The organism is Cupriavidus sp. SZY C1, from assembly GCF_032190535.1.
Classification (GTDB): Bacteria; Pseudomonadota; Gammaproteobacteria; order Burkholderiales; family Burkholderiaceae; genus Cupriavidus; species Cupriavidus pauculus_C.
The window spans coordinates 105,162-129,010 of sequence record NZ_JAUANU010000015.1; the positions used below are offsets into that span (position 1 = coordinate 105,162).

General features: G+C 70.2%; 26 protein-coding genes. 7 read left to right on the plus strand and 19 right to left on the minus strand.

Annotation, left to right across the window (positions count from 1 at the left end):
* The first annotated feature begins 45 nt into the window (after positions 1 to 45).
* Genes QTN24_RS21080 through QTN24_RS21090 form a run of 3 tightly spaced genes read left to right on the plus strand, consistent with a single transcriptional unit; the run spans position 46 to position 3,411 of the window.
* Positions 46 to 1,875: a gamma-glutamyltransferase family protein gene (locus QTN24_RS21080; protein ID WP_313839542.1), complete on the plus strand. Its 1,830-nt coding sequence runs from the start codon at positions 46 to 48 to the stop codon at positions 1,873 to 1,875.
* A gap of 46 nt (positions 1,876 to 1,921) precedes the next feature.
* Positions 1,922 to 2,899, plus strand: a complete 978-nt coding sequence (locus QTN24_RS21085; protein WP_124685433.1) for a Bug family tripartite tricarboxylate transporter substrate binding protein — start codon at positions 1,922 to 1,924, stop codon at positions 2,897 to 2,899.
* Positions 2,896 to 3,411: a GAF domain-containing protein gene (locus tag QTN24_RS21090; RefSeq protein ID WP_409559066.1), complete on the plus strand. Its 516-nt coding sequence runs from the start codon at positions 2,896 to 2,898 to the stop codon at positions 3,409 to 3,411. The genes QTN24_RS21085 and QTN24_RS21090 overlap by 4 nt, the downstream gene beginning before the upstream one ends.
* Positions 3,412 to 3,531: 120 nt before the next feature.
* Here QTN24_RS21090 and QTN24_RS21095 read toward each other — a convergent pair whose 3' ends face one another.
* From QTN24_RS21095 to QTN24_RS21185, 19 genes are all read right to left on the minus strand, one after another.
* The gene (locus QTN24_RS21095; RefSeq protein ID WP_313839547.1) at positions 3,532 to 4,512 is read right to left on the minus strand and encodes a pyridoxamine 5'-phosphate oxidase family protein; all 981 of its coding nucleotides are present in this window, start codon (positions 4,510 to 4,512) and stop codon (positions 3,532 to 3,534) included.
* 43 nt (positions 4,513 to 4,555) lie between these two features.
* A complete protein-coding gene (locus QTN24_RS21100) occupies positions 4,556 to 5,167 on the minus strand; it encodes a glutathione S-transferase (RefSeq protein ID WP_313839549.1) in 612 nt (203 codons plus the stop codon).
* 143 nt (positions 5,168 to 5,310) lie between these two features.
* A complete protein-coding gene (locus QTN24_RS21105; RefSeq protein WP_313839551.1) occupies positions 5,311 to 6,216 on the minus strand; it encodes a LysR family transcriptional regulator in 906 nt (301 codons plus the stop codon).
* A 15-nt stretch (positions 6,217 to 6,231) separates the two neighbouring features.
* Positions 6,232 to 7,293: an AI-2E family transporter gene (locus QTN24_RS21110; RefSeq protein ID WP_313839552.1), complete on the minus strand. Its 1,062-nt coding sequence runs from the start codon at positions 7,291 to 7,293 to the stop codon at positions 6,232 to 6,234.
* Between the two features lie 90 nt (positions 7,294 to 7,383).
* A complete protein-coding gene (locus QTN24_RS21115; protein WP_313839553.1) occupies positions 7,384 to 7,875 on the minus strand; it encodes a LysR family transcriptional regulator in 492 nt (163 codons plus the stop codon).
* A 158-nt stretch (positions 7,876 to 8,033) separates the two neighbouring features.
* Positions 8,034 to 9,101: a cytochrome c-type biogenesis protein CcmH gene (locus tag QTN24_RS24955; protein ID WP_409559067.1), complete on the minus strand. Its 1,068-nt coding sequence runs from the start codon at positions 9,099 to 9,101 to the stop codon at positions 8,034 to 8,036.
* Positions 9,094 to 9,636: a DsbE family thiol:disulfide interchange protein gene (locus QTN24_RS21125; protein WP_313839554.1), complete on the minus strand. Its 543-nt coding sequence runs from the start codon at positions 9,634 to 9,636 to the stop codon at positions 9,094 to 9,096. Before QTN24_RS21125 ends, QTN24_RS24955 begins: the two co-directional genes overlap by 8 nt.
* Positions 9,633 to 11,660 (minus strand): heme lyase CcmF/NrfE family subunit, encoded by a 2,028-nt coding sequence (locus QTN24_RS21130; protein WP_313839555.1) that lies wholly within the window; start codon positions 11,658 to 11,660, stop codon positions 9,633 to 9,635. The genes QTN24_RS21125 and QTN24_RS21130 overlap by 4 nt, the downstream gene beginning before the upstream one ends.
* A complete protein-coding gene (gene ccmE / locus QTN24_RS21135; protein WP_124686681.1) occupies positions 11,657 to 12,112 on the minus strand; it encodes a cytochrome c maturation protein CcmE in 456 nt (151 codons plus the stop codon). The genes QTN24_RS21130 and ccmE overlap by 4 nt, the downstream gene beginning before the upstream one ends.
* Positions 12,112 to 12,240 (minus strand): heme exporter protein CcmD, encoded by a 129-nt coding sequence (gene ccmD, locus QTN24_RS21140; protein WP_124685423.1) that lies wholly within the window; start codon positions 12,238 to 12,240, stop codon positions 12,112 to 12,114. The genes ccmE and ccmD overlap by 1 nt, the downstream gene beginning before the upstream one ends.
* Positions 12,237 to 13,019, minus strand: a complete 783-nt coding sequence (locus QTN24_RS21145) for a heme ABC transporter permease (protein WP_313839556.1) — start codon at positions 13,017 to 13,019, stop codon at positions 12,237 to 12,239. Before QTN24_RS21145 ends, ccmD begins: the two co-directional genes overlap by 4 nt.
* A 4-nt stretch (positions 13,020 to 13,023) precedes the next feature.
* The gene (gene ccmB / locus QTN24_RS21150; protein WP_124685421.1) at positions 13,024 to 13,701 is read right to left on the minus strand and encodes a heme exporter protein CcmB; all 678 of its coding nucleotides are present in this window, start codon (positions 13,699 to 13,701) and stop codon (positions 13,024 to 13,026) included.
* Positions 13,698 to 14,336 carry a cytochrome c biogenesis heme-transporting ATPase CcmA gene (gene ccmA / locus QTN24_RS21155; protein ID WP_124685420.1) on the minus strand — a complete coding sequence of 213 codons (639 nt, stop codon included), beginning with the start codon at positions 14,334 to 14,336 and terminating at the stop codon, positions 13,698 to 13,700. The genes ccmB and ccmA overlap by 4 nt, the downstream gene beginning before the upstream one ends.
* Before the next feature lie 4 nt (positions 14,337 to 14,340).
* A complete protein-coding gene (locus QTN24_RS21160; RefSeq protein WP_124685419.1) occupies positions 14,341 to 14,940 on the minus strand; it encodes a NapC/NirT family cytochrome c in 600 nt (199 codons plus the stop codon).
* A 29-nt stretch (positions 14,941 to 14,969) separates the two neighbouring features.
* Complete coding sequence (locus tag QTN24_RS21165) at positions 14,970 to 15,518, minus strand: nitrate reductase cytochrome c-type subunit (protein WP_253700263.1); 549 nt, start codon at positions 15,516 to 15,518, stop codon at positions 14,970 to 14,972.
* Between the two features lie 23 nt (positions 15,519 to 15,541).
* Positions 15,542 to 18,037, minus strand: coding sequence for a periplasmic nitrate reductase subunit alpha (gene napA / locus QTN24_RS21170; protein WP_313839562.1), 2,496 nt, complete (start codon positions 18,035 to 18,037; stop codon positions 15,542 to 15,544).
* A complete protein-coding gene (locus QTN24_RS21175; RefSeq protein ID WP_313839564.1) occupies positions 18,018 to 18,344 on the minus strand; it encodes a chaperone NapD in 327 nt (108 codons plus the stop codon). The genes napA and QTN24_RS21175 overlap by 20 nt, the downstream gene beginning before the upstream one ends.
* Positions 18,345 to 18,442: 98 nt before the next feature.
* A complete protein-coding gene (napE, locus tag QTN24_RS21180) occupies positions 18,443 to 18,607 on the minus strand; it encodes a periplasmic nitrate reductase, NapE protein (protein WP_124686679.1) in 165 nt (54 codons plus the stop codon).
* A gap of 257 nt (positions 18,608 to 18,864) precedes the next feature.
* Complete coding sequence (locus QTN24_RS21185) at positions 18,865 to 19,758, minus strand: LysR family transcriptional regulator (RefSeq protein ID WP_124685416.1); 894 nt, start codon at positions 19,756 to 19,758, stop codon at positions 18,865 to 18,867.
* A 107-nt stretch (positions 19,759 to 19,865) separates the two neighbouring features.
* On the opposite strand from QTN24_RS21185, the gene QTN24_RS21190 reads away from it, so the two are divergent.
* From QTN24_RS21190 to QTN24_RS21205, 4 genes are all read left to right on the plus strand, one after another.
* Positions 19,866 to 21,032, plus strand: a complete 1,167-nt coding sequence (locus QTN24_RS21190; protein WP_313839566.1) for a CoA transferase — start codon at positions 19,866 to 19,868, stop codon at positions 21,030 to 21,032.
* Between the two features lie 31 nt (positions 21,033 to 21,063).
* Positions 21,064 to 21,531 (plus strand): MaoC family dehydratase, encoded by a 468-nt coding sequence (locus QTN24_RS21195; RefSeq protein WP_124685414.1) that lies wholly within the window; start codon positions 21,064 to 21,066, stop codon positions 21,529 to 21,531.
* A gap of 74 nt (positions 21,532 to 21,605) precedes the next feature.
* On the plus strand, positions 21,606 to 22,616 hold the full coding sequence (locus QTN24_RS21200) for a tripartite tricarboxylate transporter substrate binding protein (protein ID WP_313839567.1): 1,011 nt from the start codon (positions 21,606 to 21,608) through the stop codon (positions 22,614 to 22,616).
* 67 nt (positions 22,617 to 22,683) lie between these two features.
* Positions 22,684 to 23,844 carry an acyl-CoA dehydrogenase family protein gene (locus tag QTN24_RS21205; RefSeq protein ID WP_313839569.1) on the plus strand — a complete coding sequence of 387 codons (1,161 nt, stop codon included), beginning with the start codon at positions 22,684 to 22,686 and terminating at the stop codon, positions 23,842 to 23,844.
* The last annotated feature ends 5 nt before the right edge of the window (positions 23,845 to 23,849 follow it).

The following is a 23,849-nucleotide window of genomic DNA, read 5'->3' on the forward strand; positions in this document are numbered from 1 at the left end:
TACTCGAATCACGTTGCACATGCCTGCAAAAGGAGTCATTACCCCATGTTCACGACACGCCCCGAGATCGTCGGCACCTTCGGCGTCGCCGCTTCCACCCACTGGCTGGCCACGCAGACGGCGATGGGCGTGCTGGAACGCGGCGGCAATGCCTTCGACGCGGCGGTGGCGGCGGGCTTCGTGCTGCAGGTGGTGGAGCCGCACCTGAACGGCCCCGGCGGCGAGGTGCCGATCCTGTTCTGGAGCGAAAAGGACCGCGCCGTGCGCGCGGTCTGCGGCCAGGGCCCGGCCCCGGCGCTGGCGGACCCCGAGGCACTGCGCCGCCAGGGCATGGAACTGATGCCCGGCATCGGCCTGATGCCCGCCACGGTGCCCGGCGCGTTCGGCGCATGGCTGACGATGCTGCGCGACCACGGCACGTGGTCGGTGGCCGACGTGCTGGCGCCCGCCATCGGCTACGCGCGCAACGGCTTTCCGCTGGTGCCGCGTATCTCGCAGGCCATCCTGGCCGTCGAGTCGCTGTTCCGCGACGAATGGCACAGCTCGGCCGATACCTGGCTGCCCGACGGCAAGGTGCCGCGCCCCGGCGCGCTGCACACGCTGCCGGTGCTGGCCGATACCTACACGCGCGTGGTGGAGACCGCCATGGCCGCCAGCGACAGCCGCACCGGCCAGATCGACGCCGCGATGCAGTGCTGGTACCGCGGCTTCGTGGCCGAAGCCATCGACGCCTACTGCCGCGACACCCCCGTGCGCGACACCACGGGCGAAAAGCACACCGGCCTGCTGCGCTACGACGACCTGGCGGGCTGGACGCCCACGGTCGAGGCGCCGGTCTCGCTGGACTTTGGCCGCTACGCGGTGGCCAAGTGCGACATCTGGAGCCAGGGGCCGATGTTCCTGCAGCAGCTTGGCATGCTGCGCCACGCCGGGCTGGACGCCCACGCCCCCACGTCGCCCGAATTCGTGCACAAGATTGCCGAGGCCGCCAAGCTGGCGATGGCCGACCGCACCGCGTGGTACGGCGATCCGCTGTTCACCGACAGCCGCCTGCGCGCGCTGCTGGACCCGCAGTACCTGGCCGCGCGCGCCGCGCTGATCGGCGACCAGGCGTCGACGGCGATGCTGCCCGGCGCGCTGGGCGGCCTGGCGCCGCGCATGCCGGACCTTGGCGTGGCCGAGCGCACGCTGGCCGTGGCCGACACGCGCTTCGGCATCGGCGAGCCCACGTTTGCCGCGCTGCCGCCGGTCAGCGAATGGGCCGAGCGCGAGGTCTTTGTCGGCGATACCTGCCACATCGACGTGATCGACCGCCACGGCAACATGGTGGCGGCCACGCCGTCGGGCGGCTGGCTGTCGTCGAGCCCGACCATCCCGTCGCTGGGTTTCGCGCTGAACACGCGGCTGCAGATGACGTGGCTGGAACCGGGGCTGCCCAACACGCTGGCACCGGGAAAGCGCCCGTGCACCACGTTGTCGCCGTCGCTGTGCCTGCGCGACGGCGAGCCGTACATGGTCTTCGGCACGCCCGGCGGCGACCAGCAGGACCAGTGGTCGCTGGCGTTCTTCATGCGCCACGCGGTGCACGGCATGAACCTGCAGGAGGCGATCGACGCGCCCGCGTGGCATATCGACCATTTCCCGCAGTCGTTCTGGCCGCGCCAGACGACGCTGAACCGCATTACCGTCGAATCGCGCTTCCCGGCTGCCACCGTGGACGCGCTACGCGCGCGCGGGCACGAAGTTCGCGTGGGTGAAGACTGGTCGGAAGGCCGCATGTCGGCCTGCACGCGCGAGCGCGATGCGCGCGGCCGGCGGGTGCTGCGCGCCGGCGCCAACGCGCGCGGCATGCAGGGTTACGCAGTGGGCCGCTAAAGCCCGATTACATCGAGAAGTCCGAAGACAGAAGGGGAGTTGCATCATGAGGTCCGTATTCAAGAGCCTGCTGTGCGGTGCCGCCGCACTGGCGATGTCGTTCGCCGGCCACGCCGGTGCCGCCGACGCCTATCCGGCCAAGCCCGTCACGCTGATCGTGCCCTGGGCCGCCGGCGGGTCCACCGACATCCTGGCGCGCGTGCTGTCCGAGCACCTGACGAAGTCGCTGGGCCAGCCGGTGATCGTCGACAACAAGCCCGGTGCGTCGGGCAACATCGGCTCGGCCATGGTCGCGCGCGCGCAGCCGGACGGCTACACGCTGCTGATCGGCTCGATGAGCACGCACGCGATGAACCCGGCGCTGATGGCCAACATGCCGTTCAAGGGCGTGGACGACTTCACGCCGCTGGGCCTGCTGGCCTACGTGACCAACACGATGGTAGTGAATCCGTCGGTGCCGGCCAGCAACGTCAAGGAACTGATCGCCTACGCCAAGGCCAACCCCGGCAAGCTGGCCTACGCCAGCGCCGGCCCGGGCTCCACCAACCACCTGAGCGCCGTGCTGTTCGAGAAGATGGCCGGCGTGCAGATGCTGCACGTGCCGTACAAGGGCGGCGCCCCGGCCGTGGTGGACACCGTGGCGGGGCAGACCCAGTTGCTGTTCTCGGCCGGCACGCAGACGCTGCCGCACGTGAAGGGCGGCAAGCTGAAGCTGCTGGCCGTGACGGAGGCCAAGCGCTCGCCGCTGCTGCCCAACGTGCCGACCGTCGGCGAGACCATTCCCGGCTACGAGCTGTCGGTCTGGTACGGCGCCTTCGGCCCGAAGAACATGCCCGCCGACCTGGTGGCGCGCCTGAACCGCGAGATCAACCGCGTGATGACGCTGCCCGAGGTCAAGGCCAAGATGGATGCCATCGGCGTGGAAACGGCCACGTCGACGCCGCAGGAATTCGGCAAGATCCTGCGCCGCGACGCGGACCGCTACGGCAAGCTGATCAAGGACCTGGGCATCCACGGGGAATGAGGATGGAAAGCGTGGATACGCTGGGCCACTGGCAGGCGCACCTGCACCCGCTGTTCGACCGCCTGCGCGCGGCCGCCACGCCGCAGGCCGTCATGGACGCGGTGGGCCAGGCCACGCTCGACATCGTCGGGCCCGGCCTGCTGACCATCAACGCCTGGGACGTGCCGACCCGCGAAATCCGCCGGCTCTGGTCGTCGGACCCGGCCGCGTACCCGGTGGGCGGCAAGAAGGTCAAGGGCGACACCGCCTGGACCCGCCAGCTGCTGGAACGCGGCGAAGTCTTCGTCGGCGAAGGCGACACGGCCCTGGCCGCCGTGTTCGACGACATCGGCACCATCCGCAACCTGGGCCTGAACGGCGTGGTCAACGTGCCGCTGTGCCACGGCGGCACGGTGATCGGCACGTTCAACTACCTGGCTGCGGTGGAGACGTGGACCGCCGAGGACCTCACCGCGCTGCGGATGCTGGCGCACTGGGTGGCCGGGGCGGTGCGGGAAGCGACAGGCGGGTGAGACCGCGACAGCTTTTCCTCCCCTCTCCCGCCCGCGGGAGAGGGGCCGGGGGAGAGGGCACCGAGGTGCAATTTGCGACGTGTCCCCGCCAGTACCCCCGCCAGCCAATCCGCCCACCCCTCAACCCCAGCTCCCCGTCGCCAGCGCCTGCGGTGACGCGCCGTCCGGGTCGATGTCCCAGCGCAGCGGCAGCGCCGAATCGCGGCGGACGACCTGTTCCGGCACAAAGCGCCACAGCCGCTGGGCGCCCTCGAAGCGGGCGATGTCCGGCGAATCGGTCAGTACCTCGGCGCGGCCGGTCATCTGCAGCAGGTCGCCCGTTGCGTAGCTGACGAATACCAGCCCGGCCACCGGGTTGGCCACGATATTCCCCAGCGTGTTGAAGAACGTATTGCCGGCGAAGTCCGGGATGGTCAGGCCGCCGTCGTCGTCCACGCGGACAAAGCCGGGCTTGCCGCCACGGTGCGACACATCCACCTGGCGCTGGCCATCCGGCAGGTCGACATAGGTCGCCACGAAGAACGAGTCGGCGTGGCGGATCAGCGTGCGCGCGCGGGGGTCCAGCGCGTCCAGCACCTCGGGTGCCACCGGGGCCGGCGTGTCGGCGTCGCGGATAAAGATCGGCGCCCGTTTCTGGATGTACTGCGGGCAGTTGCCAAAGCTCTGGCCCACCGCCACATGAAAATGCCCCGCGTCGGCGCGATGCACGGCGCCGTTCATCCGGTTGCGCCGCCGCGTGGCCGGCTGGATGCCGAGCAGGCCGATGGCGTTGCCGTCCTCCATGCCCGCGTCGGCCGGGTCGTCGGCGTCGCGCACCAGTGTCACGTCCAGCCGGCGCGGATCGGGCGAATGCAGGAAGCCCGGCTGGCCGGCGCGCACCGTGGCCCACGGACGGCCATCGGGCGCCACCGTGCCGATCACGATCGACGGCAGCATCGCAAAGAAGTCGCGGTGCTGGTCCGGCATGTAGTCGCGCACCACGCGCGGCCCCACCTCGGCCAGCCGCGTCTCCACGCCGATGCTGGCCTGGAGCTGGCGTTCGCCGGTATGCCAGGGCGTACCGGGCTGGATGGCGGCGTGGGCGGCGGGATGCGGGGTCATGGCGGGCTCCTTCGGCAACGGGGCGAATCGGAACGGTTAAGGCTCAGGCGGCAAGGCCGACGGCGGTCTGCTGGAACGGCACGAAGCCCGGCAGCGCCTCCACGCGGGCCAGCCATTGGCGCACGTTGGGATACTCGGCAAGGTCGACGAAGCCTTCCGGCGCGCGGGCCGTGTAGCTGTAGAGCGCCACGTCGGCAATGGTCGGATGGTCGGCGGCGATCCACCCTGTGGCGGCCAGCGCGTCGTCCATGCGCCTGAGCAGGATGTGGGCACGCGAGATGGCGTCCTCGCTGTCCAGCGGGGCCTTGAACACGGTCACCAGCCGCGCCCGGGCCGGCCCGAACGCCAGGTCGCCGGCAGCCACCGACAGCCAGCGCTGCACGGCGGCGGCCTGGGCCGGCGCTTCCGGCAGCCAGTCGGTGCGGCCGAGCTTCTTGCTCAGGTAGACCAGGATCGCGTTGGAATCGTTGACGACCGTGTCGCCATCCACCAGCACCGGCACCTGGCCGAACGGGTTCATGGCCAGGAATTCGGGCGTCTTTTGGGCGCGGGCCAGCAGGTCGACGTCGACCCATTCGGCCGGCTGGCCGAGCAGCGAGAGGTACAGCCAGGCGCGGTGGGCGTGGCCGGAGAGCGGGTGTCCGTAGAGCTTCATGGTCGGGGGTCCTGGGTCGATTGTTGCGGCAGGGAGAAGCTGTGCCGGGTACGGATCGACTATAGACAGCCCGATCAGGCGGAAAAACGGGCGGCCGCCGAAGGGACTCTTGTGGATTCCAGAAGAATGCGGCCGGGCGGCGCTCAGCCGCCGTTCAGCGACGCCGTGCCGCGCAGCGTATCGACAGCCAGGTCGATGAAGGCCCGCACCTTGTGCATCGCGTGGCGGCCTTCGCGGTGGATGATGTGGATGGGCAGCGGCGGCGGCTCGAAGTCGGCCAGCACGATCCGCAGGCGGCCGTCGCGCACTTCGTCGGCAATCTGGTAGGACAGCACACGTACCAGCCCGAAGCCGGACACGGCCGCGGCGATGGCCGAGTCATTGGTCGTGGTGGCCATGCGCGGGGCCAGCCGCACCGGCATCGGCTCGCCGTTGTGCTGGAAGCGCCACTCCGGCGCGGTCGAGATGCCGGTGGTCTGGATCACGGCATGGGCCGCCAGGTCATCGGGCGAGCCCGGCGTGCCGTAGCGCGACAGGTAGTCGGGCGCGGCGCAGACCACCCGCCGCACGCGGCCCACGGGGATGGCCTGCAGCGACGAACTCGGCAACTCGCCAATCCGCACGCCGACGTCGATCCCCTCGTCGATGAAATTGACGATGCGGTCGATGAACAGGCAGTCGACGTCGACCTCCGGGTAGCGCCGCAGGTATTCCACCACCACCGGCGTCACGAAGCGGCGCCCGAACAGCACCGACGCGGTGATCGACAGCCGCCCGCGCGGCGCCTCGTGGCTGCCGGCGGCGGCCAGTTCGGCCTCGTCGATCTCGGCCAGGATGCGGCGGCAGTTCTCGTAGTAGGCGGCGCCGGTGGCCGTGGGCCGCACCACGCGCGTGGTGCGCGTCAGCAGCCGCACGCCCAGGTGGGTCTCCAGGTCGGTGACGATGCGGCTCACCACGCTCAGCGACGCGTCCAGCCGGCGCGCGGCCGGCGTGAAGCCGCCGCATTCCACGACGGCCACGAACGTCTTCATCGCCTGGAGTCGGTCCATGGTCGGGCGCCCCGGTCAGTGCAGGTCGGCCGGGTCCTCGGTGTTGTTGAGGTCCCAGCAGGCGATGAACAGCGCCGCGATCAGCGGGCCGATGACAAAGCCGTTCAGCCCGAACAGCGCCATGCCGCCCAGCGTGGAGATCAGCACCACGTAGTCCGGCATCTGCGTGTCCTTGCCGACCAGGATGGGGCGCAGCACGTTGTCCACCAGGCCGATCACCAGCACGCCGAAGCCGATCAGGATGCAGCCCTTGAGGATGGCGCCGGTCAGCAGGAAGTAGACCGCCACCGGCGCCCAGATCAGCCCCGCGCCCACGGCCGGCAGCAGCGACAGGAAGGCCATCACCACGCCCCACAGCAGCGCACCCTGGATGCCGAGCACGGCAAAGATGCCGCCGCCCAGCACGCCCTGCACCACGGCCACGGCGATATTGCCCTTGACCGTCGCGCGCACGACGGTGGTGAACTTCTGGATCAGGTGCTGCTTGTGGCTGGCGCTGAGCGGCACGGCCAGCCGCAGCTTGCGCGACAGCACGGGCCCGTCGCGCAGCAGGAAGAACAGCAGGTACAGCATGATGCCGAAGCCGATCATGAACTGGGCCGTGTTCTGGCCGATGCTGAGCGCCCGGGTGGCCACGGCCTGGCTGGCCACCAGCGCGCTGGCGCTGAGCTTGTCCTTGAGGTCGGACACGCTGGCCAGGTTGGCGCGGGCCAGCATGTCGCGCACGAACGGCGGCAGCGCGTCGGCGGCGGCCTGGAAGTAGTGGCCGAAGTTGATCTGGCCCGAGCGGATGCTGTCGTACAGGTTCACGCCTTCCTGGATCAGCGACATCGTGATGACCGTGACCGGCAGGATGACCAGCACCAGTACCAGTATCAAGGTCAGCAGCGCGGCCACGTTGGTGCGGCCGCGCAGCGTGTTGACCAGCCGCCGTTGCAGCGGCGCGAAGATGATGGCCAGCACGGCGCCCCAGAACACGGCGCCGTAGAACGGCAGCAGGATCCAGAAAAATGCGATGGTGACCATCGCCAGCAACAGCAGGAATGTCTTGTGATGCAGACCGTCACGATCGGCCATGGGTGAACCCCGGGGTTGCCAAGTAATTGGCCATTCTACGATGGAAGGGTGACTGGCCGATGCCAGACAGCCACTGGCAGACCGCTTCCGTTACTCCCACAGGGGGCCGGGCGGCAGCGAGGCGTCGCAGGCGTCCGGGGCATCGGGGCCTTGCGGAGCCTGGGGAGAGCGCTGGGATTGCGGGGCGTCGTGCGCGGATCCGCCGGTCAGCGTGTCCCACATGTCCAGCAGGCGCACGGCACACGGATACAGGCGATCGGCGGCGGCCGTGGGCGACATGGCCGAGGGGGAGCGGTTGAACAGCGCCGTGCCCAGCCGTTCCTCCAGCCGCTGCACCGCATAGCGGATCGACGCGGCCCGGACGCCCGTGTAGTGCTCGGCCGCCACGGCGGACTCGTATTGCATCAGCAGCACAAAGCGGCGCAGGTGCGTGGTGCTGACGTGCCGGGCGGGCGGGGCGGGGCGGCATTCCTCGGGCGCCCGCACCGGCAGGGCCAGCGCCAGACGGCCGTGCCGCGGTTCGCTGCCTGCCGTCGCGCCGCATTCCGGCGCGTATCGTTCCCTGTTCCGTTTCGCTGTCACTGTGGCCGACGCCCAAATTGCGGCATTGTGGCGGCATTCACTTTCGGGCCACTTGTCGGCAGACAAGGCGAGGCGTTTCCCGGAACGGGATGCGCTAACTGCAACCTTTTCGTCGCAGATGTGAGGAATTACGGACGATGTGGCGCTGTGCTACAGGTTCAGCGCGGCGTGGCGGCATTGGCCGGCGCCCCGGCGCCCTGTGCCGCCGCGATATTGGCGGCGATGCGCGTGGCAGTCTGGGAATCGGGCGGCAGCAGCCGGTACAGCCGCTGCCAGTAGTCGATGGCCTGTGCCACGTCGCCGCGCTGGGCGGCGGCGCTGGCCGCCAGCGCCAGGCCCTTCGGGTCTTCCGGGTCGTGGGCCAGCGCGGCGCGAATCTCGGTCATTGCCCGGCCTTCGAGCGATCCATCGTCCAGGCTCGCCAGCACGTCGGCGTAGTCCGAATGGAGCGAGGCCACGCCGGGCGCCAGCGCAATGGCCCGGGCGTAGGCCGAGGCGGCATCGTCGAACCGTTCGAGCACCGTGTACGAGCGCGCGAGCATGGTCCAGCCCGTGGCGTCGTCGGGCTTGGCCTGCAGCCGGCGCGCGAGCTGGTCCACCATGGCCTCGATCTGGCCGATCTGGGGCGCGTGCGTGTCGCCGGACAGGTCGTGCGCATCGGCCCGCTGCCAGACCGCCGACGGGTTGCCCAGGTGCAGGTAGATCGCCGCCGCGGCCGGCGGCAGGCACAGGCACAGCGCGGCCGACGTCCAGCGCGCGCCGGCGCGGCGGGGCGGTGGCGGTTCTGCCGGCCGGGGCGGGAGGATCTCGCCCGCCGCCAGCGCGGCCGTCGCCGTGGCCCGCCGGCGCCGCCACAGCATTGCCACGATGCCGGCCAGCAGCACGAACGGGCCGAGCCACAGCGCCCACGTGGCCGGCTTGAACGGCGGATCGTAGAGCACGAAGTCGCCGTAGCGCTGGACCAGGAAATCCTTGATCGCCATATCGCTGGCGCCCTGGGCCATCTGCGCGCGGATCTGCCCGCGCAGGTCCACGGCCAGCGGCGCGTTGGAATCGGCCAGCGTCTGGTTCTGGCAGACCATGCAGCGCAACTGCTGCGCCAGCGCGTGCACGCGCGCGTCCAGGGCGGGGTCGGGCGCGGCGGCGTGCGCCGGGCCCGCCAGCACCGCCAGCAGCACCAGCAACGTGCGCAACGTGTGCAACGTGTGCCAGCGGCGGCTAGGCATGGCCGTCTCCGCGCAACTGGTCGAGCAGCGGCTGGATGCGATGCTCCAGCACGTCGCGCGTGAGCGGGCCCACCTGGCGGTAGCGCACCACGCCCTGGGCGTCGATCACGTAGGTCTCGGGCACGCCATAGACGCCGAAGTCGATACCCGCGCGGCCATCGGCATCGACCAGCGACTGGCGGTAGGGGTCGCCCATCTCGCGCAGCCACGCCAGCGCGGCGGGCGGCGTGTCCTTGTAGTTCAGGCCGTAGACCGGCACCGGCGAGCGCGCCGCAAAGTCGACCAGCAGCGGATGTTCGGACCGGCACGCCGCGCACCACGACGCCCAGACGTTGAGAATCCACACCTTGCCGCGCAGGTCCGCGGTGGTCACCGTCCGGGGCCCGTCCCGCGCGGCCAGCACCGGCAACGCAAATGCCGGGGCGGGTTTGCCGACCAGCGCCGACGGCAGCTCGCGCGGATCGTGGCGCAGGCCGGCGCCCAGCGCCAGGACGATTGCCAGGAACAATGCCAGCGGCAGCAGGAAGCGGGTCATGGCGTGGCTCCCGGCACCGGTTGTCCCGCCTTGGCCTGAGAGAGCGGCGCCAGCCGGCCGTCATCGGCCCCGGCCACGTCCGCAACTTCGGCCACGCGCCGCCGCGCCCGGTAGCGGCGGTCGCCAGCGGCCACCAGTCCGCCCAGCGCCATCAGCCCGCAGCCGGCCCAGATCCATGTCACGAACGGCTTGACGTAGATGCGCACCGCCCAGGTCTTCTCGCCGGCGGCCTCGCCCACGGCCACGTAGAGGTCGCGCGTGAAGCCGGTATCGATGGCGGCCTCGGTGGTGGGCATGTCCTGGCTGCGGTAGATGCGCCGCTCGGTGCCCAGCGTCGTGACGGGCCGGCCGTCCCGCGTCACCGTCAGCACCGCGCGCAGCGCCTCGTAGTTCGGCCCGGCCACGGGCAGCACGCCGTCGAAGCGGAACGCGTAGCCGTTCACTGTCACGCTGTCGCCGGGCCGCATCGGCAGCTCGCGCAGGGTCTCCTGGCTGCCTACCAGCGTCACGCCGACGATGAACACGCCCACGCCCGCGTGGGCCAGCAGCATGCCGCAGTAGCCGGCCGGCAGCTGGCGCAGCGCCGCCAGCCAGCCGGGCCGGTGCCGCAGCCGGTCTGCCAGGCTGGCCAGCGCGCTGGCGATGCACCACAGCGCCAGCGTCAGCCCCAACCCGGTCAGCGCGGAGCGGTGGCGCAGCACCAGCAGCAGGCCCAGCGCGATGACCACGCTGGCCACGGCCGCCCAGCGCAGCCGCCTCGCCACGGGCGGCCAGTCGCCCCGGCGCCAGCGCGCCAGCGGCGCCGCGCCCATCAGCAGCACGGCGGGCGCCATCAGCGGCACGAACACCTGCTCGAAGTAGGCCGGGCCCACCGACACCTTGCCAAGGCCCATCACATCGAGCAGCAGCGGATAGAGCGTGCCGAGCAGCACCGCCGACGCCGCCACGGCCAGCAGCACGTTGTTGGCCAGCAGGAACGTCTCGCGCGACGCCAGGCTGAACGCGGTGCCGCGCCGCAGTTGCGGCGCGCGCCACGCAAAGATCGCCAGCGCCAGGCCCGTGACCAGCGCCAGCAGCGTCAGGATGAATACGCCGCGCCGTGGGTCCACCGCGAATGCGTGGACCGACGTGAGCACGCCCGAGCGCACCAGGAACGTGCCCAGCAGGCTCAGCGAGAACGTGAAGATGGCCAGCAGCGCGGTCCACGCGCGGAACGCGCCGCGTTTTTCGGTAACGGCCAGCGAGTGGATCAGCGCCGTGCCGGCCAGCCACGGCATGAACGACGCGTTCTCGACCGGGTCCCAGAACCACCAGCCGCCCCAGCCCAGCTCGTAGTAGGCCCACAGGCTGCCCAGCGCGATGCCGACGGTCAGGAACGCCCACGCCAGCGTGGTCCACGGCCGCGACCAGCGCACCCACGCCGCGTCCAGCCGGCCTTCCAGCAGCGCCGCCAGCGCGAACGCAAAGGCCACCGCAAAGCCCACGTAGCCCATGTAGAGGAACGGCGGATGGAACACCATGCCGGGGTCCTGCAGCAGCGGGTTGAGGTCGCGGCCTTCCATCGCGCGCGGCAGCAGCCGCACGAACGGGTTCGACGCGAACAGCAGGAACAGCAGCAGCCCGGTGGAGATCGCGCCCATCACGCCCAGCACGCGCGCCACGAACGCCAGCGGCAGGCGCCGGCTGCACAGCGCCACGGCCAGCGACCAGCCCGCGAGCATCAGCGTCCAGAGCAGCATCGACCCCTCGTGCCCGCCCCAGACGGCGGCCAGCCGGTACACCAGCGGCAGCGCGCTGTTCGAGTTGCCGGCCACGTAGCGCACGCTGAAATCGTTGTCGACGAACGCCCACGTGAGCGTCAGGTACGCGGCCAGCACCAGCACGCACTGGATGACCGCCGCCGGGCGCGCCAGCGCCAGCCACGGCACGAAGCCGCGCGGCGCGCCCGCCAGCGGCAGCACGCCCTGCACCAGCGCCGCGAGCAGCGCGCAGATCAGCGCGAAGTGGCCCAGTTCGACGATCATCGCTGCGCCTTCGCGCCGGGGGCGCTGTCGTTGGCGGCCCGCTTCAGGGCCTCGGCGGCCTCCGGCGGCATGTAGTTCTCGTCATGCTTGGCCAGCACCTCGCTGGCCACGAACGTGCCGCTGGCATCGAGCATGCCGCGCGCCACCACGCCCTTGCCTTCGCGGAACAGGTCCGGCAGCAGGCCGCGATAGACCACGGGCACCGTATGCCGCGTATCGGTGACGATGAAGCGGATGGTCAGGCTCTCGCCCTCGCGCCGGATGGAGCCGGGCGCCACCAGCCCGCCCAGCCGGAACGCCCGCGCGGTGGGCGCCTCCTGCGCGGCAATCTGGCTGGGGCTGAAGAAGAACACCAGGTTCGACCGGAACGCATTGAGCACAAGCGCCAGCGCCACGCTGCCGCAGACCAGCGCGGCAAGCAGCAGGCCCAGGCGCCGCTGGCGCGCGGTCATCATGGCGCGTCGCTCCGCCCGTCGGCCGTGCCGCGCCGGCGCCGCCGCGCCAGCCAGCCCAGTTCCAGCACGATGGCGGCCAATGCCACGCCGAACGCGCCGACGATGTACGCCGTATGACCGCTCATGCTCGCAGCCTCCCCACTTCGCCGCGCTCGCGCAGGATGCAGCGCACGCGCACCAGCGCGACGGCAATCGTGTACAGCCAGCAGGCCAGCGTCATCGCCAGCATGCCGGCCAGCATCGTCGCGGCCATGGTCGGCGCGGCCGTCAGGCTCACCGACGCGCCCTGGTGCAGCGTGTTCCACCATTGCACCGAGAAGTAGATGACCGGCAGGTTCACCACGCCCACCACGGCCAGCACCGCGCAGGCCCGCTCGGCGCGGCGCGGCTCGTCGATGGCCGATTCCAGCGCCAGGAAGCCGAGGTAGAGGAACAGCAGGATCAGCTCGGACGTCAGCCGCGCGTCCCAGACCCACCATGTGCCCCACGTCGGCTTGCCCCAGAGCGCGCCGGTCCAGAGCGCCAGGAACGTGAACATGGCGCCCGTGGGCGCCAGCGCCGACGCCATCATCGCGGACAGGCGCGTGCGCAGCACCAGCGACAGCGCGCCGTAGATGGCCATCACCAGGTAGATGAACATCGACATCCACGCAGCCGGCACGTGGATGAAGATGATGCGGTAGACCTCGCCCTGCTGGGCGTCGGTGGGGGCGACGACAAAGCCGAGCCAGAGCCCCACCGCGAGCCACACGGCCGCCAGCGCAAAGCACCAAGGGGCCAGCCGGCCGGCCAGCGGATAGAAGCGCACCGGCGCGGCCAGCGCGGTCCAGCGCAGGCGGGTGGGCGGCAGCGGGCAGGCGGCGGGCGATGGCGAGGCGTCGGGCAGCGAGGCGTGGCGGGTCATCGTGTCACTCCATGGCGATGCGCAGGCCGGCCGCCGCCGCCAGCGGACAGAGCAGCAGCGACAGCGCCAGGCAGGCGCCCAGCAGCGAGAAATGCGGCGCCACGCTGAGCCCCGCGTCGGCGGCCGCGCCGGCGCTGGCGCCAAACACCAGCACCGGGATCGACAGCGGCAGCACCAGGATGCACAGCAGCACCGCGCCGCCGCGCACGCCCAGCGTCAGCGCCGCGCCCACCGCGCCGATCAGGCTCAGCGCGGGCGTGCCGACCAGCAGCGACGCGGTCAGCAGCAACGTGGCCGCGCCGGGCAGGCTGTATTGCTGCGCCAGCAGCGGCGTCAGCACCAGCAGCGGCAGGCCGCTGGTCAGCCAGTGCGCGCAGATCTTGCCCAGCACCAGCAGCGCCAGCGGATGGGGCGAGAGCAGCAGCTGGTCCAGGCTGCCATCGGCGTATTCCTGCGCGAACAGGCGCGACAGCGACAGCATCGACGCCAGCAGCGCCGCTACCCAGAGGATGCCGGGCGCCAGCGCGCGCAGTTGCTGGGGGTCGGGGCCGATGGCCAGCGGAAACAGGCTGCAGACGATCACGAAGAACACCACGCTGGCCAGCAGGCTGGTGCGGCGCCGCCACGCCAGCGACAGGTCGTGCGCGACCACGGCGCCGAGCACCCCCGTGGTGGCGATCATGATGGCCGCCCCTCGGCGCCGCGCAGCGCCAGCACCGCGCCACCGGGTACGTCCAGCGGCTGGTGCGTGGCGACGACCGCCATGCCGCCGTCGGCTAGGTGCGCGCCAAGCATCGCGTGGAAGCGGTCGGCGGCGTCGCGGTCGAGCGACGTCAGCGGCTCGTCCAGCAGCCACAGCCGGCGCGGCGCCAGCGCCAGCCGGGCCAGGCTGACGCGCCGCCGCTGGCCCTGCGACAGCGCCCGCACGGGCGTTTCGGCCACGCGATCGAGCCCGAGCCGCGCCAGCGCCTGCCGCAGCGCGGCCGTATCGGGCCGCAGCCCGGCCATGCGCGCGGCGAAGCGCAGATTGTCGAGCGGGCCCAGGTCGGCGTCGATGCCGTTGGTGTGGCCGACGTAGGCCAGGCTGGCCAGGTAGTCGGCATCGCCCGCGCGCACCGGGCGCCCGAGCCATGCAAGCTGGCCCGCGGCCGGCTGCAGCAGGCTCGACAGCACGCGCAGCAGCGTGGTCTTGCCCGCACCGTTGGGGCCGACGACCTGCAGCAGCCCGCCCGGCGCCAGCGCCACGCCGACGTCGCGGAAGATCGTCCGGCCCATGCGCCGGACGGTCAGCTCGCTGGCCTCCAGCGCGGCGGCCATGGCGCTACGGCTCCTGGGCCTTGGCCACGTCGGGCAGCCGGTGCGCAATGCCCTTGTGGCAGTCGATGCACGTCTTCTCCTTGTTGGCCAGGTAGGTGGAATGCATGGCCTGCGCGCGCGGGCTCTGGCGCGTGAAGTCCATCGACTGGTAGTCGTGGCAGTTGCGGCATTCGAGCGAATCGTTGGCCTTGAAGCGCGCCCATTCGTGCTGCGCCAGCGTCAGGCGGTGGGCCTGGAACTTCTCGCGCGTGTCGACGGTGCCGAAGATCTTGGCCCAGACTTCCTTGGACGCCTGCATCTTGCGCGCCATCTTGCTGGTCCAGTTGTGCGGCACGTGGCAGTCCGAGCATTTGGCGCGCACGCCGCTGCGGTTGGTGAAGTGGATCGTCCCCTGCAGCTCCTGGTACACGTTGTCGCGCATCTCGTGGCAGCCGGTGCAGAACTGCTCGGTGTTGGTCAGCTCCAGCGCCGTGTTGAACGCGCCCCAGAACAGCACGCCGGCGATGAAGCCGCCCACGGTCAGGAAGCCCAGGCTGAAGTACGCGCTGGGCCGGTTGATGGTGCGCCAGTACCGCTTGATGAGATCCCAGAATCTGCCCGTCATCGCTTGCCCCGGTCGGTGCGGCCGTGTGGTTACTTGGTGCTCGTGGTGCCCGCCCGGGCGTTGCCGCCCTTGGCCCCTTTCTCGCCGCCGGCACGCCTCAGCATGGTCTCCACGTCGACGAACGAGTTGCCGACCAGCGGCTTGGCGTCGGCCTGCGGCACGTGGCACTGGGTGCAGAAATAGCGCCGTGGCGACACCTCGGCCAGCACGTTGTTGTCGCGGTCCATGTAGTGCGTGATGCTGACCGGGATGGCACCGGTTTCCTCGGTCTTGGTGCGCGCGTGGCAGAACATGCAGCGGTTGAAGTCCTTGTCGAGCTGGTAGCCGTCGATCTTGTGCGGGATCGTGGGCGGCTGCATGGTGTAGTTGCGCGTGCGGCGGATGTCCTTGTTCTCGGTGGGGTACAGCAGCGGCGCCTTGGCTTCGTCGCCGACCGGGGTGGGGCCGCGCATCGCGTCGACCAGCCCCTGCGCGCCGGCCGGCGGCACCAGCAGCGTGACCAGCGCGACCAGCAGCCAGGCGGCGAACACCAGCCACGTGGCGCGGTGCCGGCTGGCTTTCAGGGCGTCTGCTTCCATGGCGTCTCCTTGGTGGCCGTCGGTCAGACCTTGACGATCTTGACCGCGCACTTCTTGAAGTCGGTCTGCAGCGAGATCGGGCAGGTGGCGTCCAGCGTGACCTTGTTGATGAGCTGGCTGGCATCGAACCACGGCACGAACACCAGGCCGCGCGGCGGCGCGTCGCGGCCCCGGGTCTCGATGCGGGTGCGCATGCGGCCGCGCCGCGACACCACCTCCACCTCCACGCCGCGCCGCAGGCCCATCGCGCGCGCATCTTCCGGATGCATGAAGCACACCGCGTTCGGGAACGCGCGGTACAGCTCCGGCACGCGGCGCGTCATCGAGCCCGAGTGCCAGTGTTCGAGCACGCGGCCCGTGGCCAGCCAGAACGGGTACTCCTTGTCCGGCGCCTCGGCCGGCGGCTCGTAGGGCAGGGCGAAGATCACGGCCTTGCCGTCGGGATTGCCGTAGAACTGATAGCCGGTGCCGGCCTTGACGTACGGGTCGCTGCCCTCGCGGTAGCGCCAGCGCGTTTCCTTGCCGTTGACCACGGGCCAGCGCAGCCCGCGCGCCTCGTGGTAGGCATCGAACGGGGCCAGGTCGTGGCCGTGGCCGCGCCCGAACGCCGCGTATTCCTCGAACAGTCCCTTCTGCACGTAGAAGCCGAAGACCTTGGCCTCGGCGTTGTTGTAGCCGCTGTTGGTCTCCTTGAGCGGGTACTTGTCGACGTTGCCGTTGCGGAACAGGACGTCGAACAGCGTCTTGCCGCGCACGTCGGGCTGCTTGGCGATCAGGTCGGCGGGCCAGACGTCCTCGATCTTGAAGCGCTTGGAAAACTCCATGAGCTGCCACAGGTCGGACTTCGCCTCGCCCGGGGCGTCCACAAGCTGGTGCCAGAACTGCGTGCGGCGCTCGGCGTTGCCGTAGGCGCCTTCCTTTTCCACCCACATGGCGCTGGGCAGGATCAGGTCGGCCGACAGGGCCGTGACCGTGGGGTAGACGTCGGACACGACGATGAAGTTGTCCGGGTTGCGGTAGCCAGGCAGCCCCTCCTGCATCATGTTGGCGGCGGCCTGCATGTTGTTGTTGACCTGCACCCAGTAGGCGTTGAGCTTGCCGTCCTTGAGCATGCGGTTCTGCAGCACGGCGTGGTAGCCCACCTTGTCGGGGATGGTGCCGGCGGGCAGTTTCCAGATGCGCTCGGCTTCCGCGCGGTGCTTGGGGTTGGTCACGACCATGTCGGCCGGCAGCCGGTGGGCGAACGTGCCCACCTCGCGCGCGGTGCCGCACGCCGACGGCTGCCCGGTCAGCGAGAACGGGCTGTTGCCCGGCGTGGCGATCTTGCCGGTCAGCAGGTGGACGTTGTAGACCATGTTGTTGACCCACGTGCCACGCGTGTGCTGGTTGAAGCCCATGGTCCACAGCGACATGACCTTGACGTTCGGGTCCGCGTAGAGCTCGGCCAGTTGTTCGAGCTTGTCCTTGGGCACGCCGGAAAGCTTGCTGACGTAGTTGGCGTCGTACTTCGAGACGAACTTCGCAAATTCGTCAAAGGTGATCGGTTTGGCGTCGGTCGGGTTGCCGGCATTCCTGGCGGCCTTCTGCAGCGGGTTGTCCGGCCGCAGGCCGTAGCCGATGTCGGTCACGCCCTCCTTGAACACCGTGTGCTTGTTGACGAAGTCCTTGTTGACGCGGTTGGTCTGGATGATGTGGTGGGCGATGTAGTTCAGCATCGCCAGGTCCGTCTGCGGCGTGAAGATGATCGGCAGGTCGGCCAGGTCGAACGACCGGTGCGTGAACGTGGACAGCACCGCCACGCGGGTCTTCGGGTGGCTCAGGCGCCGGTCGGTGATGCGGGTCCAGAGGATCGGGTGCATCTCGGCCATGTTCGAGCCCCACAGCACGAAGGCGTCGGCGGCCTCGAAGTCGTCGTAGCAGCCCATCGGCTCGTCCATGCCGAAGGTACGCATGAAGCCGGTCACGGCCGACGCCATGCAGTGGCGCGCGTTCGGGTCGATGTTGTTCGAGCGGAAGCCGGCCTTCATCAGCTTGGACGCGGCGTAGCCCTCCCAGATCGTCCACTGGCCCGATCCGAACATGCCGACCGCCGTCGGGCCCTTGTCCTTGAGCACGCGCTTGAACTGGCGCTCCATCTCGTCGAACGCCTGGTCCCAGCTCACGGGCGCGAATTCGCCGTTCTTGTCGTACTTGCCATTCTTCATGCGCAGCAGCGGGCGGGTCAGCCGGTCCTGGCCGTACATGATCTTCGACAGGAAGTAGCCCTTGACGCAGTTCAGCCCCTTGTTGACCTCGCACTGCGGGTCGCCCTGTGTGGCCACCACCTTGTTGTCGCGCACGGCCACGGTCACGCCGCAGCCGGTGCCGCAGAAGCGGCAGGGCGCCTTCGACCATTTCAGCTTGGTGACTTCGCTGTCGGTGACGAAATTGGCGGCCTCGCCAGGCACCGGGATACCCGCCACGGAGGCGGTTGCCGCGATGGCCGTCTGCTTGATGAAATCACGGCGCGTGACTGACATCGGCAATCTCCTCGTGCATGGCTGCGGCGTCTTCGTTGTGCTGGTAGACCAGCGTGGCGGATATCACGCCTTCCAGTTGGTGCAGGCAGGTGAGCTGGGCGACGATGGCCTGCGAGGTGGGGGCCTCGGCGGTCACCACGAGCTTGCCGGCGTCGCTGACGGCGTGGACTTCGACCCCGGTCATGGCGTCGATGGCATGGCGCACGCGGTCAAGCTGGCCCGGCTGGGCAAAGACCATGATGCCGGCGATATGCCACTCGTCGTCCGGGGCGGCCGGCTGGATAGGGATGGAACGTCTTTCAGGCATGCGTCGACTCCTGACAAGACTGCTTTTGCAGGTTTTCTTCTCGATGGCAATTGGACTTTGGGCCAATTCTGCCGAGGCTGTGCTTTCTGGCGGTCCTGCTAATGCGTGGGCGGGCCGCTGATGAGCTGGCTCATCCAGACGATGAAGCCGTAGCCGGCCACGATGATCACGGACAGCACCGGCACCATCACGGCCGTCAGAAACAGAAAGCTGCGCACCTCTTCCTTCTTGCGCTGGGGATCGTCAACGCTGCGCGGGTCCATGATCTCCTCGGCCTGTGCTCGGGAATGCGTACTCATTAAAGGAATGGCTACGCCGAGTGTCAAGACATGCACCCGGGCCGCAGATGCGGACAAGTTCGGCTCTGACTGGGGTCACGCGCCGCCAGCCTGAATCGCGGCGCGCACCGGTATGGCGCTGCGATGCTGTCACGCCGTGATCTGAATTTCTTCTGGGTCGTCCTGAAAGAAATCGAAGCGCGGGTGGCGTGTGCCGCCCGGTCGACACCGTCGCGCCGCCGCTATTCCTTGGCCAGCCGCTGCGCCACCGCGATAAAGCGCTGGACATGGCGGTCGTCGGCATCCTGCTGCGTGGCTAGCGCGATGCCGATGCGGGCCGCCGGCCGGGGGCTGGACAGTCGCAGAAAGCGCACCCGCCGCGTGGTGTACCGCGCCGTGACGCCCGGCACCAGCGCCACGCCCAGCCCGCTTTCCACCAGGCTGACGATGGTCTGCACCTGCACGGCCTCCTGGGCGATGCGCGGCACGAAGCCGGCCTGCTGGCACAGCAGCATCGCCACGGCCCGCAGGTTCGGCACATCGGCATGGGGATGCATGATGAACGGCTCGGCGGCCAGCGCCTTCAGCGCGATGCTGTCGTGCGCGGCGTACGGGCTGTCGGCCGGCACGGCGGCCATGAAGGTGTCCGATTCCAGCGGCAGTAGTTGAAACGGGCCGCTGTCGAGGATCGGGAACCGCACCAGCCCGGCGTCGAGCTGGCCGCGCCCGATCCGCTCCAGGATCGACGCCGAGGTCGATTCGTGCAGGATCAGCTCGATGCCGGGATGGGCCTCGCGGAAGGCCGGGATCAGCCGCGGCAGCAGCGCGTAGGTGGCCGAGCCGACAAAGCCGATGCGCAGCGCGCCGCGCTCGCCGTGCGCGGCGGACTGCGCGGCGGCCCGCACCTGCGCGGCGTGGAACAGCGCGCGCCGGGCGTCGTCCAGCGCGGCCTCGCCGGCCTGGGTCAGCCGCACGCCGCGCGTGGTCCGCAGGAACAGCGGCGTGCCCAGCGACGCCTCCAGCTTGCGGATCGAGATCGACAGCGGCGGCTGCGCCATGTGGAGCTGCTCGGCCGCCCGGTGGAAGTTGCCGGTCTCGGCGAGCACGACGAATTGCTGGAGCTGGCGCAGGTCCATGGCGATACTGTCTGGATATCGGTTCCTAAAAAAGGAATATTAGACGCAAGCGCCGCGCGGGGCTACGCTGGGGCCCATTCGATTCCAGAAACAAGGAGACCCCCGCGATGCTGCCCCTGACCGGTATCCGCGTCATCGACCTGTCCACGGTCGTGATGGGCCCCTATGCCAGCCAGTGGCTGGCCGACCTTGGCGCCGAGGTGATCAAGGTGGAAACCCCCGAAGGCGATTCCACACGCCGCACCGGCCCGGCCACCGAGGAAGGCATGTCCGCGATCTTCCTGGGCGTCAACCGCAGCAAGAAAAGCGTGGTGCTGAACCTGAAGCAGCCGGCCGCGCAGGCCGCGCTGCACCGGCTGCTGGATACGGCCGACGTGTTCCTGCACAGCATGCGCCCGCAGAAGCTTGGCAAGCTGGACCTGGACCCGGCCAGCGTCATGGCGCGCCATCCGCAACTGGTCTACGTCAGCCTGCTTGGCTTTGCCGAGGACGGCCCGTACGGCGGCCGGCCCGCCTACGACGACATCATCCAGGGCCTGTGCGGCAATGCCGCGCTGATGGCCGCGCAGACCGGCACCGTACGCTACTTCCCGACGATCGCGGCCGACAAGACCAGCGGCCTGGTGGCCGCGCTGTCGATCTCGGCAGCGCTGGCCGGCCGCGCGCGCAATGGCGGGCAGGGCGGCATGGTGGAGGTGCCGATGTTCGAGTCGATGGTGGCGTTCAACCTGGTCGAGCACCTGTACGGCCAGCATTTCGACCCGCCGCGCGCGCAGGCCGGCTATCCGCGCGTGCTGGCGCCGCTGCGCCGGCCGTACCAGACCGCCGACGGCTACGTCTGCATGATGCCGTACACCGACGCGCACTGGCGCGACTTCTTCCGCGCGGCCGGCCGCGACGACCTGGCCGCCGACCCGCGCTTTGCCGACATCGCCGCGCGTACGCGCCATATCGAGACGCTCTACGAGATCACCGGCGAGCTGGTGCGGGCGCGCGACACCGCCGACTGGATCGAACTCTGCGAAGGACTGCAAATCCCGGTGGCCCGCGTCAACGGCCTGGACGAGCTGGTCGACGATCCGCACCTGCGCGCCACCGGCTTTTTTGATGCGGTGCAGGACCCGGCCATGGGCACGCTGCGCTTTCCGGGGGCGCCGGTGCGCTTTGACGGCCAGCGCGCCCATGCCGGCGTGCCGCCCCGGCTGGGCGAGCACACGCGCGAGGTGCTGGGCAGCATCGGACTCAGCGACGGCGAGATCGCGGCGCTGGGCTGAGCCCTTGGCCGACTCACAACAGGAGACACGCATGACACAGCCGCAACCGCAACGCCTGGGACAGGGCTACTACTGGCAGGACATCGAGACCGGGCAGGTCTTCGAGACGTTCCGCCGCACCGTGACCGAGACCGACCTCGTCAACTTCATCTCGGTGACGGGCATGCTGGAGGCCATCTTCATCGAATCGGGCTACGCGGGCGGCGCGATCAAGGGCCGGCCCGTGCCGGCGGCGCTGACGTACGCGCTGATCGAGGGCTTCATCCTGCAGACGATGATCCAGGGCACCGGGCTGGCGATGCTGGAACTGACGCAGCAGATCCACGCGCCGGTGCTGGTTGGCGACACCATCCGCGCCCGCGTGACCGTGACCGGCATCCGCCCCACGTCGAAAAGCGGCCGCGCCGTGGTCGATTCGTCGATCGAGGTCTTCAACCAGCGCGACGAACGGGTCATGACGTACACCGCGCGCCGGCTGCTGGCGGGGCGCGAAGCCTAGGCGCCCGGCGCGCACGGACGCCAGCGGCGGGGACACGCCGTCGGCGCCAACGGTATTCACCGGAGGAGACAACCATGCCAATACCACGCATTACCGCCCGCCGCCTGCCGCTGTCGGCGCTGGCCCGCAAGGGGCTGGCCGCCGTGGCCGCCTGCAGCCTGGCACTGGGCGCCATGCCCGCGCAAGCCGCCTATCCCGACAAGCCGATCCGGCTCGTGGTGCCGTTCCCGCCGGGCGGCCCCACGGACCTCGTGTCGCGCGTGATCGCCCGGAAGATGTCGGACGAACTGGGCCAGCAGGTGCTGGTGGACAACCGGCCCGGCGCCAACGGCAACATCGGCAACGAGATCGTCGCCAAGGCACCGGCCGACGGCTACACGGTGCTGTACAACACGTCGTCCATCGCGCTGAGCCCGGCGCTGTACAAGAAGCTGCCCTACGACGTGCGGCGCGACCTGCTGCCCGTGGCGATGACCGCCAACGTGCCGCTGGTGCTGGAAGTGAACGCGCAGGTGCCGGCCAGCACCGTGCCGGAGTTCGTGGCGTGGCTCAAGGCGCATCCGGGCAAGATGACGTACGGATCGGCCGGCAACGGCAACGTCACGCACCTGGCCGTGTTCCTGTTCCTGCAGGCCAACGGGCTCGACGCGGTGCACGCGCCGTACAAGGGCAGCGCGCCAGCGCTGACGGACCTGGCCAGCGGGCAGGTGCAGTTCATGACCGATACGATCAACTCCTCGCTGCCATTCATCCGCGACAAGCGCATGAAGGCGCTGGCCGTGACCAGCGCCACGCGCAGCGCGCAGTTGCCCGACGTACCGACGCTGGCCGAATCGGGCATGCAGGGGTTCGAGGTGGGCGCGTGGCAGGGCATGATGGTGCCCGCCAGAACGCCGCCCGAGATCGTCCAGCGGCTCAACGCGGCCGTGACCAAGGCGCTGGCATCGGCCGACGTGCGCGCCAGCCTGGCCGCCCAGGGCGCCGAGCCGCGCGGGTCCACGCCCGAGGCGTACGGCCGCTACGTCGCGCAGGAAATCGACCGCTGGGGCAAGGTGGTCAAGGACTCGGGCGTGACGCTCGACTGACCGCCGCCCATCGCCGCCCATTGCTTCATCGCTGCTCATCGCCACGCTTAGCTGCCAGGAGTCCACATTGCATCCGCTGTTTGGCACGTTCGCGCTGACCGCGCTGCCGGGCCCCGCCGCCGCGTTGCGGCAGGAGGTCAAGGCGTTCCTTCGGGAGCATCTGCCCCCCACGCCGCCCGACGTGCGGGCGCGTTCGTGGATGGGCTTCGACGCCGGCTTCAGCCGTGCGCTGGCCCGGCGCGGCTGGGTCGGCATCACGCTGCCGGCGCAGTACGGCGGCGCGGGGCTCGACGCGTTCTCGCGCTTCGTGCTCGTGGAGGAAATGCTCGCGTGCGGCGCGCCGGTGTCCGCGCACTGGATCGCCGACCGCCAGAGCGGCCCGCTGATCCTGCGCTACGGCTCCGACGCGCAGCGCGCGCACTACCTGCCGCGCATCTGCCGTGGCGAGGCGTTCTTCTGCATCGGCATGAGCGAGCCAAACGCGGGATCGGACCTGGCCAGCGTGACCACGCGCGCCGTGCCGCTGCCCGATGGCGGCTGGCGGCTCAACGGGCGCAAGATCTGGACGACCAATGCCGACCGCTGCCACTACATGCTGGCGCTGGTGCGCACGTCGGGCGATGCGGGCGACCGGCAGCGCGGGCTGTCGCAGGTGATCGTCGACTTGTCGCTGCCCGGCGTGACGGTGCGGCCGATCCGCGACCTGGCCGGCGACGCGCATTTCTCGGAAGTTGCGTTCGATGACGTCCACCTGCCGGCTGACGCGCTGGTCGGCCAGGAAGGCGCCGGCTGGGAACAGGTGAACGCGGAACTGGCGTTCGAGCGCAGCGGCCCGGAGCGGCTGTATTCGAGCGTGGTGCTGCTGGACGCCTGGCTGGTGGCGCTGCGCGACCTGCCGCCCGCTCGGCGCGACACGGTGGCCGTCGGCCAGATCCTGGCGAGGCTGGCGGCGTTGCGCGCGATGTCGTTGGCCGTGACGGCGCGGCTGGCTGCGGGGAAGAGCCCGCTCGTCGAGGCGGCGCTGGTCAAGGACCTGGGCACCGAGCTGGAACAGTCGATCGGCGCGCTGGCCGAGGCCGCGCTGGGCGACGACCCGGCGCTGGCCGGCAATGCGGACCTCTATCGCACGGCCGCCTACGTGAGCCAGATATCGCCGACCTATTCGCTGCGCGGTGGCACGCGCGAGATCCTGCGCGGCATGATCGCGCGCGGGCTGGGGCTGCGCTGACATGG